This window comes from Streptomyces sp. CB01249 (assembly GCF_001905735.1).
Classification (GTDB): Bacteria; Actinomycetota; Actinomycetes; order Streptomycetales; family Streptomycetaceae; genus Streptomyces.
In genome coordinates this window covers 163,096-177,537 of record NZ_LISW01000004.1, presented here as the reverse complement: position 1 = coordinate 177,537, position 14,442 = coordinate 163,096, and the positions used below count along the sequence as shown (strand labels likewise).

Sequence of the window (14,442 nt, the reverse complement as noted above, 5' to 3'; positions counted from 1 at the left end):
GCAGGCGGGTCAGAGGGCGAGTTTGAAGCCCACGTGGCTGGCGACGAACCCGAGCCGCTCGTAGAAGCGATGCGCGTCGGTGCGGGACGTGTCGGAGGTGAGCTGGACCAGTTGGCAGCCCTGCCGGCGCGATTCGTCCACTGCCCACTGGATCAGCCGGGTGCCGAGACCGCTTCCCCGTTCGTCCGCGTGGATGCGGACACCCTCGATCACGGACCGGGTCGAACCGCGCCGGGACAGCCCCGGGATCACGGTCAACTGCAGAGTCCCGACGACGCGCTCCTCGCGCACGGCGACCATCATGTGCTGATTCGGGTCGTCGGCCAGCCGCCGGAGCGCCGCTCGGTAGGGCGCGAGGTCGCCCGGCGACTCGCGCTGCGCGCCCAGCGGGTCGTCGGCGAGCAGGGCCACGATCTCGGCCAGGTCGTCAGCGGTCGCGCGGCGTATTTCCAGATCGCTCATGATCCGCAGCCTACGCAGTCGGCAGGGCCTAAGCGGGGACGGCCTTCAGTTCCTCGACGGCCCGGACGAGCGGGGCCAGTTCCGGATTCTCGGCGGCCTCGTCGAGCGCGATGCGCAGAGCGCGGTCATTGGTGGGGCGGGCCTCGGACAGCAGCGTGAGCCCGTCGGGGGTGACGTCGGTGTAGATGCCCCTGCGGTCGGTGTCGCAGAGGTACCGGGTCAGCAGTCCGCGGTCTTCCAGGCGGGTGACCAGGCGCGTGGTGGCGCTCTGGCTCAGTCCGACGGCGTCCGCTACCTGCTTCATCTGCAGGTGTCCGCCCGGACCGCTGTGCTGGCGGCTGAGCACGTCCAGCAGGGAGTACTCGCGCACGCTCAGGTCGTGGCCGCTCTGCAGGGCCCGCTCGATGCGGTTCTCGATCTTCCCGTGGAGCAGGGACAGCGCGATCCAGCCCTGGGAGAGGGCGGTGAGGGCCGGGTCCGTGGCTGTCATGGTCTCTCCTCCGTGCCGGAGCTGCTTACGTCCAGAGTAGCCGACGCCCGCAATAGCCAGCGCTTGCAATTAAAGAGCGTCTGCAACTATTGTCTACGCATGTAAGGCGCAGTAGCAATCGTCTGGGAAGGGAACCCATGCCACTCGCACTCCTCGCCCTGGCCATCGGGGCATTCGGTATCGGGACCACCGAGTTCGTGGTCATGGGGCTGCTCCCCGAGGTGGCCGCCGACTTCCAGGTGTCCATCCCGGCCGCAGGTTTCCTGGCCACGGGCTACGCGCTCGGCGTCGTGCTCGGGGCGCCGCTGATGACCGCGCTCGGCACGAGGGTCAGCCGCAAGCGGATGCTGATGATCCTCATGGGCCTGTTCATCGTCGGCAATGTGATCACCGCGGCCGCCCCCGTCTTCGAAGTGATGGTCGTCGGCCGTGTGATCGCCTCGCTCGCTCACGGTGCCTTCTTCGGCATCGGAGCGGTCGTGGCGGCCGATCTGGTTGCCCCGCAGAAGAAGGCGGGCGCCATCGCCCTGATGTTCACCGGGCTCACCGTCGCCAACGTCGTCGGGGTGCCGGTGGGCACCTACGTCGGACAACACGCCGGGTGGCGGGTCACGTTCTTCCTGGTCGCCGCGCTGGGTGTTCTCGGCCTGTTCGGCGTTGCCCGGCTTGTCCCCGAACAGCCCCGCGCCGAGGGCGTCAGGCTGCGGCAGGAGATCGCAGCCTTCCGCAATGTGCAGGTCCTGCTCGCCATGGCGATGACGGTCCTCGGATTCGGCGGCGTCTTCGCGGCGATCACCTACATCACGCCGATGATGACGGAGACCGCCGGGTACTCGGCCTCCGCCGTTACCTGGCTGCTCGTCCTCTTCGGTCTCGGCATGGTCGGCGGCAACCTGATCGGCGGCAGGTACGCCGACCGCCGCCCCACGCTCATGCTCTCCGTGTCGCTGAGCGGCCTCGCCCTGGTCCTGGCTCTGTTCACCCTGACCGCCCACAACAAGGTCGCGGCCGCGGTCACCCTCGTCCTGATCGGTGCCTTCGGCTTCGCGACCGTGCCTCCGCTCCAGAAGCGGGTGCTCGACCAGGCGGTGGACGCTCCGACGCTGGCCTCCGCGATGAACATCGGTGCCTTCAACCTCGGCAACGCACTCGCGGCCTGGCTCGGCGGGATCGTCATCGGTGCCGGTCTCGGCTACACCGCCCCCAACTGGGTCGGAGCGGCACTCGCGGCATCGGCGCTGGTCGTCGCCCTCGCCTCCAGCGCGCTGGAGCGTCGTACCACCGCACCGAGCCGTCTCGTCGCCACCCACACCCCGGAGCCGGCGATGGTCCCCGAGCCCCGGAGCTGATTCCTGGGGGTCAGCCCGTGGCCAGGCTGAAGGGCGCGAAGTACCGGGGCCAGTCCGCGTACTGCCGTCCGCCGAGCGCCATCACCGTGGTCTCCGAGCTCGACCGCAGTCCACAGCGTCCGAGCCAGTCCAGCAGGTCCTCGTGGCGGGCGTCGACGTCCACGCGCAGCGGCCGGTCCGTCGCCTCGGCCAGCGAGGCCACGAGCAGCTTCGCGGTGGAGGTGTCCTTGGCGATCAGCGGGCCCACCGCATGGTTCGCCGCGCTCGGCGAGAGCGCGGCGAACCCGGTCAGCTCCCCGTCCTCCTCGGCGACCCGCAGATGGTCGGCGAACGCCGGGAGCCGGGTCAGCAGATGCGTACGGTCGAGCCCGAAGACCACCGAGTCCAGCTGTACCACCGCCCGCAGGTCGTGGGCGGAAGCAGACCGGATGACGGTCCCCGAGCCGCCGAGGGACTTCGGGTCGGCTGCCGCAGCCGGTGCGAAGGCCCCCTTCAGGCGGACGGTGCGTCCGACCGGCATGAATCCGAGCTCTTCGTAGAGGGGGCGGCCCGTCGCTGTCGCATGGAGGCTGAGCGGGGTGTCTCCTGCGGCCTCGATCACCCGCTGCATCAGATACCGGCCGACTCCGCGCCGGGCATGGCGCCCGGCGACCAGCAGCATGCCGACGGCGGCCATCTCGGGGCCGTACGGGACCACCACGCAGCTCGCCATCAGGCCCTTGCTGTCGGGGTCATCGATGCCGTAGCCCGTACCGGCGGCGAGCAGCAGCGCCCAGCGCTCCTCATCGCGCGGCCAGCCCCGGTCCTCGCTGAGATCGGCGCAGACGACCAGGTCGTCCCGAGTGAGGCGCCGGACGGGGAGATCGGACAGCGGGCGGGGCAATGAGCTGGGCATACGGGCCAGGCTCTCCGACCTGTGATCGCCCGTCCACCGCTTTACCGGAACTGGCCGGGTCCCGCAGCGAAATTTGGGCCCGGCCCTCGGCCGCGCACGGTTTCACGTGAAACACGAGCAGGCGCGAGAGCCGGTGCGTCAGCCCAGGTCGGCGGCGTGCAAGGCCCGGACCCCCTCGATGTTGCCGTCCAGGTAGTGGCGCAACGACAACGGTACGAGGTGCACCGCGGCGATGCCGACCCGGCTGAAGGGCACGCGTACGACGTCGTACGCGCCGCAGGGGGCGTCGATCTCGGGGCCGTGGCGCAGGGACAGGTCCATGGAGTCGAGGCGGCAGACGAAGAAGTGCTGGACCTTGACGCCCTTCACCCCGCCCTCCTCGATGTGCTCCACGGTGTCCACGAAGCAGGGCACCACGTCGGTGATCTTGGCGCCCAGTTCCTCGTCCACTTCGCGGTGCAGGGCGTCGACAACAGTGGCGTCCTCGGGCTCGACGCCGCCACCCGGCGTGAGCCAGTACGGGTCAACGCCGGGCTTGGTGCGCTTGATGAGGATGAGGTCGTCACCGTCGAGCAGGATGGCGCGTGCGGTGCGCTTGACCACAGGACGTTCGGTCATGGCAGAAGCGTGGCCCACGGGACCCGTTCTGAAACACCGGGGCGCTGTCGGGTGCTCCTGCGGTCACCAGTCGCCCGCCGCCCGCAGCAGCCATTCGTGTGCCCTGGCGAGATGCGGAAGCGCGAGCGTGCCGGTCCGCGCGGCCAGGAAGTACGTGCGCAGGGGCGGGACCGGAGGATCGAGAAGCGCCACCACCTCGCCGCGTTCCAGCGCGTCCTCGCACAGATAGCGCGGCAGCACGGCGAGCCCGGCGCCGGCGGCCGCGCACTCCAGGACCGCCCGCAGGTCGGGGGCGATGACGGCGCCGGCGGCCGCGGGCGCACTGTCGAAGACGGCGGCCCAGTAGCGGGAGACGAGCGGCAGGCTCTCGTGCACCTCCACCACGGGCAGCTGCTCCAGGACCACGGGACCGTTGCGTCGCAGCGTGCCCGGCCCCAGCCGGGCGGCCCAGCGCGGGGCGGCGACCAGGACGTGTTCCTCGTCGCAGAGCGGGGTGGCGGTGAGCAGTTCCCCACGCGGCCGGACCGTCACGACGGCCAGGTCGTGGTGACCGGCGGCCAGGCCCTCCAGGGTCTCGTCCGTGTCGGCGGAGAACGAACCGCGCAGTGCGAGGCCCTGGGCGATCAGCGGTGTGAGTGCGGGCAGGACGCGCGCGGAGAGGAATTCCGGTGGGCCCGCCAGATGCAGGGTCCGTACGCCCGACTCCTCATCGAGGTCGGTCTCGGCGATCTCGACCAGCGCGTCCAGGTGCGGGGCGGCCCGGTGCGCGAGTTCGTCGCCGATCGTCGTCGGGGTGACTCCCCTGGCCCTGCGCAGGAACAGCGGACGGCCCAGCTGCCGTTCCAGGGTGCGTATCTGGGAGGTCACGGCGGGCTGTGAGAGGCCCAGCAGCGCGGCGGCGCGGGTGAACGAGCCGGCTCGATGGACGGTGACGAAGGTGCGCAACAGGGCCAGATCCACGTCTCGTCCCTCCCGCCCTCACGCAGTGACGTATCCGATAGGACCCCGGACAACTATAAATATGTCGATAGGTCGCTGCCGCTACTGTGATTGGACACTGACGCAGAGTCAACTAGCCTTGTCGTGGCGGCTCTTCACGAGGAGAACGGGAGGGGCCGGGGCGGTCCGAGCCACGAGGGGGGAGGCTCGGACCGCCGTACCGCGCGACGGGATCAGTTCCCGGCGGTGGCTGCGGCCAGTGCCTGTTCGACATCGGCCACCAGGTCGGCGGTGTTCTCGGCGCCGACGGAGAAGCGGATGAAGCCCTCCGGCACGGCGTCGCCGCCCCAGCGGCCCCGCCGCTCGGCGGTGGAGCGTACGCCTCCGAAGCTGGTGGCGTCCTCGACCAGCCGCAGGGCCGCGAGGAAGCGCTCCGCGGTCCCCCGGTCGGCGAGTACGAACGACACCACGGAGCCGAAGCGCCGCATCTGGCGTACCGCGTTCGCGTACGAGGGGTCGGTGGGCAGGCCGGGGTAGCGCAGCCCGGACACGGCCTGGTGCTTGGCGAGCACCTCGGCGAGCGCGAGGGCGCTGGCGCACTGCCGCTCGATCCGCAGCTCCAGCGTGGCCAGCGACCGGTGCGCGAGCCAGGCCTCCATCGGGCCGGGGATCGCGCCGGCGATCTTGCGCCAGCGCCGCACTCCGGCCGTGAGCTCGGGGTCGCGGCAGGTCACGTGGCCGAGCAGCAGGTCGCCGTGGCCCGTCATGCCCTTCGTGTCGCTGGCCACGGAGAAGTCGGCGCCCAGCTCCAGCGGACGCTGGCCGAGCGGGGTCGCGAGGGTGTTGTCGACGGCGACCAGCGTGCCGCCGGCGTGCGCGGCCTCGACGAGGCGCCGTACGTCGCAGACGTCGAGACCTGGGTTGGAGGGCGTCTCCAGCCACAGGAGCTTGGCCCCCTCCAGGACGGCGAGCTGTGCGTCGCCGCCGGTCGGCGCGGTCCGCACCTCGACGCCGTACGCCTCCAGCTGCTCGCGCAGCAGGGGAAGCGCCTGATAGCCGTCATCGGGGAGGACGACGGCGTCGCCGGTGCGCGCCTGGGAGAGCAGGACGGCCGAGATCGCCGCCATTCCGGAGGCGAAGACGGTGGTTTCGACGTCCTCGCCCGGTGCTTCGAGCTCCCCGATGGCCTCTTCCAGCCGGGTCCAGGTCGGGTTGCCGTCCCGGCCGTAGGTGTAGGGGCCGGTCGGCTCGCCCGACAGGTGGAAGTGCGCGGCGAAGACCGGTCCGGGGAGGGTGGGCTCGTACTGCTGCGGTTCCGGCAGTCCCGCGCGTACCGCGCGCGTTCCGTCGCCCTGGGTACTCATGGTTCTTCCTCGCTTCTCTCCCCGGCCGGTCACCGGTCCTGGTCGCACTGTTTCAGGTGGACGCGGGTCGCTTCCCGCCGGGCGGATCAGTCCTCGTCCGGGAGGACGACGTTCAGCGCCCAGGACACGATCGAGACGATCAGGCCGCCGAGGACAGCGGTCCAGAAGCCCTCGACGTGGAAGCTCAGGTCGAGCACTCCGGCCAGCCACGAGGTGAGCAGCAGCATCAGGGCGTTCACCACGAGGGTGATCAGGCCCAGCGTGAGGATGAAGAGCGGCAGGGTGAGCAGCTTCACGATCGGCTTGACCACGACGTTGACCAGGCCGAAGACCAGCGCGACGAGGACCAGGGTCAGGGCCTTGCGGCCGGTGCTGCCGCCGGTCAGCGTGATGTCCTGGACCAGCCAGATGGCCACGGCCAGCGCACCCGCGTTGGCGATCGTCTTGACTACGAAATTCTTCATGTGTCTGATCGTGGCAGACATGATCGGTGGCGGACACCGGCTGGGCAGAGGCAAGGGGCGGGCGGTCCATGAAGGCATTCAGGCTGGACGAACTGGAGGCGGAACGGGCCGCCAACGACGGTGCGTACCTGCAGTTTCTTCGCGAGCGGAACATGTCGGTCGGTCTGTACGCCCTGGACGCGGGCGAGCTCGACCCGCAGAAGCCGCACAGCCAGGACGAGGTCTACTTCGTGGTCAGTGGTCGTGCGTCGATCACCGTCGGCATGGAAACGACACAGGTGGGAAGAGGAAGCGTCGTGTACGTACCCGCCGGCACGGCCCACAAGTTCCACCACATCACCGAGGACCTGCGCGTGATGGTGGTCTTCTCGCCGCCCGAGGGATGAGTCCGCGGCTGGTGCGTCCCGGGGTTCCCTAAGGGATCGATCAGGGGAGGACAAGGGGTTCCCGGGCTCCGGCGGCCGTCTTTCGCCTCTAGCATCGAAGCAGGAACTCACAGAGACGAGGTAAGGACGATGGCCGTGCGGGAGATATTCGCTGGGATGCCCTGGTGGGTGAAGTGGATCGCGGTGCCCGTGCTCGCGATCGTCGTGTTCGGTGGTCTGATCGCCAGCCTGGTCGCGTTCGTGGTCGGTCTGCTCTTCAAGATCCTGATCTTCGTGATCCTGGTCGGCGGGCTCGTTTTCGTCGTACGGAAGTTCATGTCGTCGTCCTCCGGAAACGGCTGGTGACCGCACGCCCGACGGGGGATTAGCCCAGCTGAGCTAAGGGAAACGCGAATCGGCACCCGGTCACAGGGCGGCCGATACAGTGACACTCCTCTGCCATCACCTGGGAAAACGCCGTAAGTCACCACCCCGACCAGTGGTTTGTGCGGGATCCGGTCTCCGGACCCCCAGGTCCGCGGCAGACCTGTGGGGGCGGCCCCCACGGGCGGGCTGACCGCCCGTCACCACGCCTGGGGGTGACCGTTGACCACGGCATCGAGTACGGCTGTTCCGACGCTCATCGGGTCGGTGCAGCGGGCGCTGAGGCTGCTGGAGGCTGTGGGTACCCATCGCGACGGGGCCCCGGCCAAACAGCTGGCGAGGGAAGCGGGGCTTCCCCTTCCCACCGCCTACCACCTGCTGCGGACCCTGACCCACGAGGGGTATCTGCGCCGGGAGAACGGCGTCTTCCGCTTCGGCGCCGCCGCCGAACGGCTGATGGGCGACCGCGCCGCTCAGAGCCGCCGCAGCGTCATGGCCCGTTCGCTGGGCCGCTGGCGGGACATCGTCGGAGCCCCGGTGTACTGCGCCATCTACCGCGAGGGCGAGATCGAGCTGCTCGCCGTGGCGGACACCCCCGAGCGGCCGGCGGTCGACGAGTGGGCGGCGTTCCGCGAGACCGGGCACGCGCACGCGATCGGCCAGTGTCTGCTGAGCCGGCTGGACGAGAAGGCCCGTGAGGACCACCTGGACCGGCACCCGGTGCGCCCGCTGACCCGGTACTCGGTGCGCGACCGTGCGGCGTTCCTCACCCGGCTGCGGTCGCTGGAGCGTACGGAACCGGTCATCGAGCGTCAGGAGTACGCGCTCGGGACCGTCTGCGCGGCCATCCCGATCACGGCCGGATTCACCGCCGCCGCGATGGCCATTTCGGTACCCCTCCACGAGGAGGATCGGTTGCTGCCCGCAGTCGAACGACTACGTGGTGAAGTGTCGAGCCTCTTGCGTTCGTTCGTGTTCTCTATCAGTATCTGAAAAATCACTCCTTGTGATCTGCTATCGCGTGCACCACGATGGCGTCAATAGGGCCATGGGGGATCATTCCTGGCCAGATTCATCTACTGCGGGGTTGAACGATGCGCGAGTCGGTTCAAGCTGAGGTCATGATGAGCTTCCTCGTCTCCGAGGAGCTCTCATTCCGTATCCCGGTGGAGCTCCGGTACGAAGTGTGCGATCCGTACGCGATCCGGATGACCTTCCATCTGCCCGGCGACGCCCCCGTCACCTGGGCCTTCGGCCGTGAGCTGCTGCTCGACGGCCTCAACAGCCCCAGTGGCGACGGCGATGTGCACATCGCGCCGACCGAGCCGGAGGGGCTGTGCGATGTCCACATCCGGCTGCAGGTGGGCGCCGACCGTGCGCTCTTCCGGGCGGGCACGGCACCTCTTGTCGCCTTCCTCGACCGTACGGACAAGCTGGTGCCCCTCGGTCAGGAGTGCACTCTGGGTGACTTCGACGGCAATTTGGAGGAGGCGCTGGGGCGCATTCTGGCCGAAGAGCAGAACGCGGGCTGAAGCGGTCCACGGCCCGGGAGCCGTCTTGCCACTCGAACACGACACCTGCCGATCGGGTGAATCACGCTGTGTGTTCCGGTCACGACCTTGCCCGTCGTCGCCGGCCCCTGCCGCTCCGCACGGGTGCCGAAGCTCCGGCTTCCGCGCCGACCCCCGTGCGGTCCGCGGAAACGACCAGCGCCGCGAGCGCTGTCGTCACCGGCACGGAGGCGACCAGTCCGATCGAGCCCACGAGGGTGCGCACGATCTCCTCCGCCACCAGCTCGCTGTTGGCGACCGTCCCCACACTGCTCTGCGCGACCGTGAACAGCAGCAGGAGGGGCAGCGCGGCGCCCGCATAGGCGAGCACCAGGGTGTTGACCACGGACGCGATGTGATCGCGGCCGATTCTGATCCCTGCCCGGTAGAGCTGCTTCGCACTCATGGTGGGGTTCGCCTGGCGCAGCTCCCAGACCGCCGAGGTCTGGGTGACCGTGACGTCGTCGAGCACTCCCAGGGAGCCGATGATGACGCCGGCCAGCAGCAGTCCGCTCATGTCGATGTGCGGATACAGGCCGTGGATGAGGCCGGTGTTGTCGTCGGTGTTCCCGCTCAGGCTCGCCCAGCCGATGAAGAGCGAGCCGAGCAGCCCGATCAGCAGCAGTGAGATCAGGGTGCCGATGACGGCGACGGAGGTGCGGGCGGTCAGGCCGTGGCAGATGTAGAGCGCGATCAGCATGATCGCTCCGGCCCCGACGACCGCCACCAGCAGGGGATTCGAGCCCTGAAGTATGGCCGGAAGGATGAACAGGGTCAGTACGGCAAACGACAGGGCGAGCGCCACCAGGGCCATGACCCCGCGCATCCTGCCCACGAGCACCACCGCGAGGGCGAAGATCCCGGCCAGCAGTATCAGCGGGAACTTCCGGTTCACGTCCGTCACGGAGTACTGGAGGTCATGGGGCGCGTCGGGGGCGTACGCCACCACCACCCCCTGGCCCTCCCGCAGTTGCCTCGGTGCGTCCGGTTGGACGACCTCGACGAACCGGCGCCCCGAGTCGGGGCCGGTGGTGACCTCGACGGTGGCCTTCTCGCAGAGGCCGCCGGAAGCCGGCCGGTCCTCGGGGGGCTGGGTCTCGCCGCTGACGGGAAGCTGGGCGGCGTTCACGTCCTTGCAGTCGACCTTGACGACGCTCACCACCTTTCCCTGCTGGGTCTGCCGGTCGAAACCGACACCGGTCCGTTCGTGCCCCGGCGCACCATTCGGCCAGAGCGCCACGAGACCGACGAGTACGGCGGTCGCGAAGGGGATCAGCACGGCGGCGATCACCTTGCGCAGATGGGTGGAGACGGGTGCGGCCGGGCCATGGCTGTGCGTGTGCTGATGGCCCTGCGGTTCTGGGTCGCGATGAGGGGGCGTCACCGGCCGATCATCGCAAGAAGGACGGGGCCCTCTGTTCAGCCCGCCCGTCCGGGGGCTAGCGTGGTGGCACCTTTGCACACGCGGGAGCTCGGAGCACCGGGCTGAGAGGGCGCTGACCGCCGTACGACCGTACGGGAGACGCTGCGCCGACCGCCGAACCTGTTACCGGGTAATGCCGGCGTAGGGAGTAGGTCTCATGACCACATCGGACACACGCACGCCTGCCTCCAATCAGAGCGACGAGGCCGGGAAGTCCATCGGCTGGCACAAGGGATACGTCCAGGGGCCGCGCCCTGACATCCGGGTGCCGGTCCGCCAGGTGCACCTGACCAACGGCAAGGACGTGACGCTGTACGACACGTCCGGGCCGTACACCGACCCCGCGGCCGAGACGGACGTCCGGCGCGGCCTCGCACCGCTCCGGGAGAACTGGATCATCGCCCGCAGCGACACCGAGGAGTACGCGGGCCGCCCCGCCCGTCCCGAGGACGACGGGCTCAAGCACACCTCGCCGCGGGGCGGGCTGCGCAATCTGGACGCGGTGTTCCCCGGCCGTCCGCGCCGCCCGCGGCGGAGCAGGGACGGGCGTCCCGTCACCCAGCTCGCGTACGCCCGCAGGGGTGAGATCACCCCGGAGATGGAGTACGTCGCGCTCCGCGAGAACGTGGCGGCGGAGGTGGTGCGCGAGGAGATCGCGGCCGGCCGCGCGGTGCTGCCCGCCAACGTCAACCACCCGGAGACCGAGCCGATGATCATCGGAAAGCGGTTCCTGGTGAAGGTCAATGCCAACATCGGCAACTCCGCGGTGACGTCCTCCATCGAGGAGGAGGTGGACAAGATGACGTGGGCGACCCGGTGGGGCGCGGACACGGTCATGGACCTTTCCACCGGCCGCAACATCCACACCACCCGTGAGTGGGTTCTTCGCAATTCACCCGTACCGATCGGAACCGTCCCTCTCTACCAGGCCCTTGAGAAGGTCGACGGGCGCGCCGAGGAACTGACCTGGGAGATCTACAAGGACACCGTCGTCGAGCAGGCCGAGCAGGGCGTGGACTACATGACGGTGCACGCCGGCGTACGCCTGCCGTACGTGCCGCTGACCGCCCGGCGCAAGACGGGCATCGTCTCCCGGGGCGGTTCGATCATGGCGGCGTGGTGCCTGGCGCACCACAAGGAGTCGTTCCTGTACGAGCACTTCGAGGAGCTCTGCGAGATCCTCGCCGCGTACGACGTGACGTACTCGCTGGGCGACGGGCTGCGCCCCGGGTCGATCGCGGATGCCAACGACGAGGCCCAGTTCGCCGAACTGCGCACGCTCGGCGAACTGAACACGGTCGCCAAGCGGTTCGGCGTGCAGACCATGATCGAGGGTCCGGGGCACGTCCCGATGCACAAGATCAAGGAGAACATCGACCTTCAGCAGGAGATCTGCGAGGAGGCGCCGTTCTACACGCTCGGCCCGCTGACCACCGACATCGCGCCGGCGTACGACCACATCACGTCGGGCATCGGCGCCGCGATGATCGCCTGGTGGGGCACGGCGATGCTCTGTTACGTGACGCCCAAGGAGCACCTGGGGCTGCCGAACCGGGACGATGTGAAGACCGGGGTCATCACGTACAAGATCGCGGCCCACGCCGCCGACCTGGCCAAGGGGCATCCGGGGGCGCAGGAGTGGGACGACGCGTTGTCGGACGCCCGGTTCGAATTCCGCTGGGAGGACCAGTTCAACCTGGCGCTCGACCCGGACACGGCACGGGAGTTCCACGACGAGACGCTGCCGGCCGAGCCCGCGAAGACGGCGCACTTCTGCTCGATGTGCGGCCCGAAGTTCTGCTCGATGAAGATCAGCCACAGCATCAACGAGCAGTTCGGCGGCGGGGAGGGCGCGGAGGCGACGGCCGAGGAGATCGCCGAGGGGATGCTCGGCAAGTCGCGTGAATTCGCCGCGGGCGGGAACCGGGTCTATCTGCCGCTGGCCGACTGACCCGGCACGGGACCGGCCGCGCACGGCTCCGGCGTCTTCCGCCGGGGCCGTGGCGGTCAGTCCGGTTCGTGCTCGGGACCGCCGAAGTCGGGGCTGGTGAAGTCCGGGCTGCTGTACGTGGGCCGGGGTGCGGCCGCCGGGCCCTCGTCCGGCCCGGCGAAGTCGGGCCTGCTGTAGCCGATCTTGGGGAGGCGGCCCGTCGGGCGGTGCGGGGTGGGGACCGCGGGCCCGGCGGGCTCGGTGAGGGCGTCACGCAGGAAGGGCACGATGCCCCGCTCCAGCAGCGCCTGCCGCCAGACGTCCTTGGCGAGGGCCACGTCGTCGGGGAGTTGCTCGCGGGCATCCCGGGCGGGCAGGGACGTCGAGCCGTTGCGCAGGGCGGCGATGAGCAGGCCGATGGCGGCGACGAAGATGGCGGCGGCCGTGACGGCGGCGAAGAACCAGCCCGCGTCCACCATGGGGCCGGCGAACGCCGGTGGTGGCTCCAGCATCTTCAGGAGGTAGCCGACCAGCAGGAATATGGCCGCCGCCGTACCCGCCAGCATCGGCGCCAGAACGGTGACGACCGCTCCTATGCCGGCGCCCGACTGACCGAGGCCGTCCGGCGCCGGGTCGGAAGCCGTGTCCCGGACGGTGGCGCGTGCTGCGTCACGGGCCTTCACGTACTGCTCGTACTCGTCGGAGGCCGTGGCGGTGATCAGGGCGACGGCCGCCAGCGCCATGGTGCGCAGCTGGGCGGCGCTGAGGCGTTCGCCGACAGCGGCCAGTTCCGGTCGTTCGTGTGCGTGACGCAGTGCGTCGTCGAGGAGCCGTTCGTACTCGGGCCGGTCCTCGGTCAGCAGGTGCGGAGCGCTGTTCATCTGCATCCCCCGATGCTCCGTCGGGCCTGTATGCCCGCTGGGTCCGGGCAGTTCGGGCGGAAACGGAGGAGAGCCTGCTACTGATAGGCCGATGGTAGAGCGCGCACAGCACGGGGTGACAGAGGGTTTCCGGAAATAGCCCCTGTACTCGGCGTGGTCAGCTCGGGATGCGTCTTCCCCGCAGGGCCTCAGTCATGCAGGGGGAGTTGGACGACCAGTAGCTTTCCGGCCATGGTCACCCCGCCGTCCATGGCGATGGCGAGCCCGTCCGCGTACACGTGCGGCCCGTCGACCTGCGGCCCGGCGCCGTCCTCTCCGTCCTCGGAGCCGACCTCGCCGGTCAGGTACGGGATGGGGCTGTGACCATGGACGACGCGCCGGCCGCCGTACGCCGCCATCAGCTGCTGGACGGCCTGGGCGCCCGAGTCGTCGCGGAAGGCGAACCGCTTGGTGAGCTTGCGGAACAGGTCCCAGCACTCGTCGGCGTCGTTGCGCGTGAGGATGGCGTGGACCGTGTCGTTGACGTCCTCGATGGTGGAGCCGTAGTCGAGGTACGCCGTCGTGTCCGAGTGCATCAGGAGGTGCCCGTCCTCCTCGACGACGGCGTCGAGCCGGGACATCCACTGGAGGTGGACGTCCTGAAGGCGCTCCATGTCCGTCTTCTGCCCGCCGTTGAGCAGCCAGGCCGCCTGGAAGGTGGCCGTGCCCGCGCCGGAGTTCACCGGGGTGTCGCCGAACCGCTTGGCGCCGATGAGCAGCAGCTCGTGGTTGCCCATCAGGGCCTTGCAGTAGCCGCCGGCGGCCGCCGCCTCGGCGGAGAGCCGCATGACGAGGTCGATGACGCCGATGCCGTCGGGGCCCCGGTCCGTGAAGTCGCCGAGGAACCAGAGGCGTGCGTTGCCCGCCGCCCAGCGGCCTTCGGAGTCGATCAGGCCCTGTTCCGCGAGGGCGGCGAGCAGCTCGTCCAGGTAGCCGTGGACGTCACCGACCACGAAGAGGGGGCCGAGGCCCGGTTCGGTGGAGGGACGCGGTTCGGGCACGGGCTGCACCTGGGCGGGTTCGTCGACGCTGATGACGGGAAGGTCGCGCGCCGTCGGGGTGTATCCCTCGGGCGTCTCGCCCTCGGGGAACGCGTTCCCCGGGTGCGGCGACGCGGGCGGCGCGGGGGACTGCGCATAGGGCGGTACGCGGAAGTCGCGCAACGTCGCCGTCCGCACCACGGGTTCCTGACCGGCCCCCTGTGTCATCGACCCCTCCACACCACCGTCGCGCCGCCGTACACCTGACGGGCCCTGCTGGTCGGGTTGGTCCGCGGTGTCGTGCGCCCA

At 69.8% G+C, this 14,442-nt stretch carries 16 protein-coding genes; 6 read left to right on the top strand and 10 right to left on the bottom strand.

Going from position 1 to position 14,442, the window contains the following annotated elements; translation table 11 throughout:
- Positions 1–9 precede the first annotated feature (9 nt).
- Together AMK18_RS20380 and AMK18_RS20375 are read right to left on the bottom strand one after the other, a co-directional pair.
- The gene (locus tag AMK18_RS20380) at positions 10–462 is read right to left on the bottom strand and encodes a GNAT family N-acetyltransferase (RefSeq protein ID WP_018101865.1); all 453 of its coding nucleotides are present in this window, start codon (positions 460–462) and stop codon (positions 10–12) included.
- Positions 463–490: 28 nt separating this feature from the next.
- A complete protein-coding gene (locus AMK18_RS20375; protein ID WP_018101864.1) occupies positions 491–952 on the bottom strand; it encodes a MarR family winged helix-turn-helix transcriptional regulator in 462 nt (153 codons plus the stop codon).
- Between the two features lie 137 nt (positions 953–1,089).
- Between AMK18_RS20375 and AMK18_RS20370 the strand changes: the two genes are divergently transcribed.
- Positions 1,090–2,301, top strand: a complete 1,212-nt coding sequence (locus AMK18_RS20370; protein ID WP_073863844.1) for an MFS transporter — start codon at positions 1,090–1,092, stop codon at positions 2,299–2,301.
- A 10-nt stretch (positions 2,302–2,311) separates the two neighbouring features.
- On the opposite strand, the gene AMK18_RS20365 is transcribed toward AMK18_RS20370, so the two are convergent.
- The 5 genes from AMK18_RS20365 to AMK18_RS20345 form a co-directional block, all read right to left on the bottom strand.
- The gene (locus AMK18_RS20365) at positions 2,312–3,196 is read right to left on the bottom strand and encodes a GNAT family N-acetyltransferase (RefSeq protein WP_073863843.1); all 885 of its coding nucleotides are present in this window, start codon (positions 3,194–3,196) and stop codon (positions 2,312–2,314) included.
- 138 nt (positions 3,197–3,334) lie between these two features.
- Positions 3,335–3,814, bottom strand: coding sequence for an NUDIX domain-containing protein (locus AMK18_RS20360; RefSeq protein ID WP_073863842.1), 480 nt, complete (start codon positions 3,812–3,814; stop codon positions 3,335–3,337).
- A gap of 63 nt (positions 3,815–3,877) precedes the next feature.
- Entirely contained in the window at positions 3,878–4,774 is an 897-nt protein-coding gene (locus AMK18_RS20355; RefSeq protein WP_073863841.1) for a LysR family transcriptional regulator, read from the bottom strand.
- A 212-nt stretch (positions 4,775–4,986) separates the two neighbouring features.
- Positions 4,987–6,117, bottom strand: coding sequence for a cystathionine gamma-lyase (locus AMK18_RS20350; RefSeq protein WP_073863840.1), 1,131 nt, complete (start codon positions 6,115–6,117; stop codon positions 4,987–4,989).
- 86 nt (positions 6,118–6,203) lie between these two features.
- Entirely contained in the window at positions 6,204–6,581 is a 378-nt protein-coding gene (locus tag AMK18_RS20345) for a phage holin family protein (RefSeq protein ID WP_018101858.1), read from the bottom strand.
- A 68-nt stretch (positions 6,582–6,649) separates the two neighbouring features.
- Here AMK18_RS20345 and AMK18_RS20340 point away from each other — a divergent pair, with 68 nt between their 5' ends.
- The 4 genes from AMK18_RS20340 to AMK18_RS20325 all read left to right on the top strand — a co-directional run bounded on the left by AMK18_RS20340 (position 6,650) and on the right by AMK18_RS20325 (position 8,862).
- Complete coding sequence (locus tag AMK18_RS20340) at positions 6,650–6,967, top strand: cupin domain-containing protein (RefSeq protein ID WP_018101857.1); 318 nt, start codon at positions 6,650–6,652, stop codon at positions 6,965–6,967.
- Positions 6,968–7,096: 129 nt separating this feature from the next.
- Entirely contained in the window at positions 7,097–7,312 is a 216-nt protein-coding gene (locus tag AMK18_RS20335) for a DUF5326 family protein (protein ID WP_026171356.1), read from the top strand.
- Between the two features lie 240 nt (positions 7,313–7,552).
- A complete protein-coding gene (locus tag AMK18_RS20330; RefSeq protein WP_275940990.1) occupies positions 7,553–8,323 on the top strand; it encodes an IclR family transcriptional regulator in 771 nt (256 codons plus the stop codon).
- A 101-nt stretch (positions 8,324–8,424) separates the two neighbouring features.
- Entirely contained in the window at positions 8,425–8,862 is a 438-nt protein-coding gene (locus AMK18_RS20325) for an SsgA family sporulation/cell division regulator (protein WP_018101854.1), read from the top strand.
- Positions 8,863–8,941: 79 nt separating this feature from the next.
- On the opposite strand, the gene AMK18_RS20320 is transcribed toward AMK18_RS20325, so the two are convergent.
- A complete protein-coding gene (locus AMK18_RS20320; protein WP_026171355.1) occupies positions 8,942–10,264 on the bottom strand; it encodes a YibE/F family protein in 1,323 nt (440 codons plus the stop codon).
- A gap of 196 nt (positions 10,265–10,460) precedes the next feature.
- On the opposite strand from AMK18_RS20320, the gene thiC reads away from it, so the two are divergent.
- Entirely contained in the window at positions 10,461–12,254 is a 1,794-nt protein-coding gene (thiC, locus tag AMK18_RS20315) for a phosphomethylpyrimidine synthase ThiC (protein ID WP_073863839.1), read from the top strand.
- A 56-nt stretch (positions 12,255–12,310) separates the two neighbouring features.
- Here the strand turns inward: thiC and AMK18_RS20310 are convergent, their stop codons facing one another.
- Positions 12,311–13,120, bottom strand: a complete 810-nt coding sequence (locus tag AMK18_RS20310; protein ID WP_073863838.1) for a hypothetical protein — start codon at positions 13,118–13,120, stop codon at positions 12,311–12,313.
- A gap of 182 nt (positions 13,121–13,302) precedes the next feature.
- Positions 13,303–14,361 carry a metallophosphoesterase gene (locus tag AMK18_RS20305; RefSeq protein WP_073863837.1) on the bottom strand — a complete coding sequence of 353 codons (1,059 nt, stop codon included), beginning with the start codon at positions 14,359–14,361 and terminating at the stop codon, positions 13,303–13,305.
- Positions 14,362–14,442: the final 81 nt, after the last annotated feature.

Coding starts and splice junctions, on each gene's coding strand:
- AMK18_RS20380 (WP_018101865.1), bottom strand. CDS start 462: ATGAGCGATCTGGAAATACGCCGCGCGACCGCTGACGACCTGGCCGAG.
- AMK18_RS20375 (WP_018101864.1), bottom strand. CDS start 952: ATGACAGCCACGGACCCGGCCCTCACCGCCCTCTCCCAGGGCTGGATC.
- AMK18_RS20370 (WP_073863844.1), top strand. CDS start 1,090: ATGCCACTCGCACTCCTCGCCCTGGCCATCGGGGCATTCGGTATCGGG.
- AMK18_RS20365 (WP_073863843.1), bottom strand. CDS start 3,196: ATGCCCAGCTCATTGCCCCGCCCGCTGTCCGATCTCCCCGTCCGGCGC.
- AMK18_RS20360 (WP_073863842.1), bottom strand. CDS start 3,814: ATGACCGAACGTCCTGTGGTCAAGCGCACCGCACGCGCCATCCTGCTC.
- AMK18_RS20350 (WP_073863840.1), bottom strand. CDS start 6,117: ATGAGTACCCAGGGCGACGGAACGCGCGCGGTACGCGCGGGACTGCCG.
- AMK18_RS20345 (WP_018101858.1), bottom strand. CDS start 6,581: ATGAAGAATTTCGTAGTCAAGACGATCGCCAACGCGGGTGCGCTGGCC.
- AMK18_RS20340 (WP_018101857.1), top strand. CDS start 6,650: ATGAAGGCATTCAGGCTGGACGAACTGGAGGCGGAACGGGCCGCCAAC.
- AMK18_RS20335 (WP_026171356.1), top strand. CDS start 7,097: ATGGCCGTGCGGGAGATATTCGCTGGGATGCCCTGGTGGGTGAAGTGG.
- AMK18_RS20325 (WP_018101854.1), top strand. CDS start 8,425: ATGCGCGAGTCGGTTCAAGCTGAGGTCATGATGAGCTTCCTCGTCTCC.
- thiC (WP_073863839.1), top strand. CDS start 10,461: ATGACCACATCGGACACACGCACGCCTGCCTCCAATCAGAGCGACGAG.
- AMK18_RS20310 (WP_073863838.1), bottom strand. CDS start 13,120: ATGCAGATGAACAGCGCTCCGCACCTGCTGACCGAGGACCGGCCCGAG.
- AMK18_RS20305 (WP_073863837.1), bottom strand. CDS start 14,361: ATGACACAGGGGGCCGGTCAGGAACCCGTGGTGCGGACGGCGACGTTG.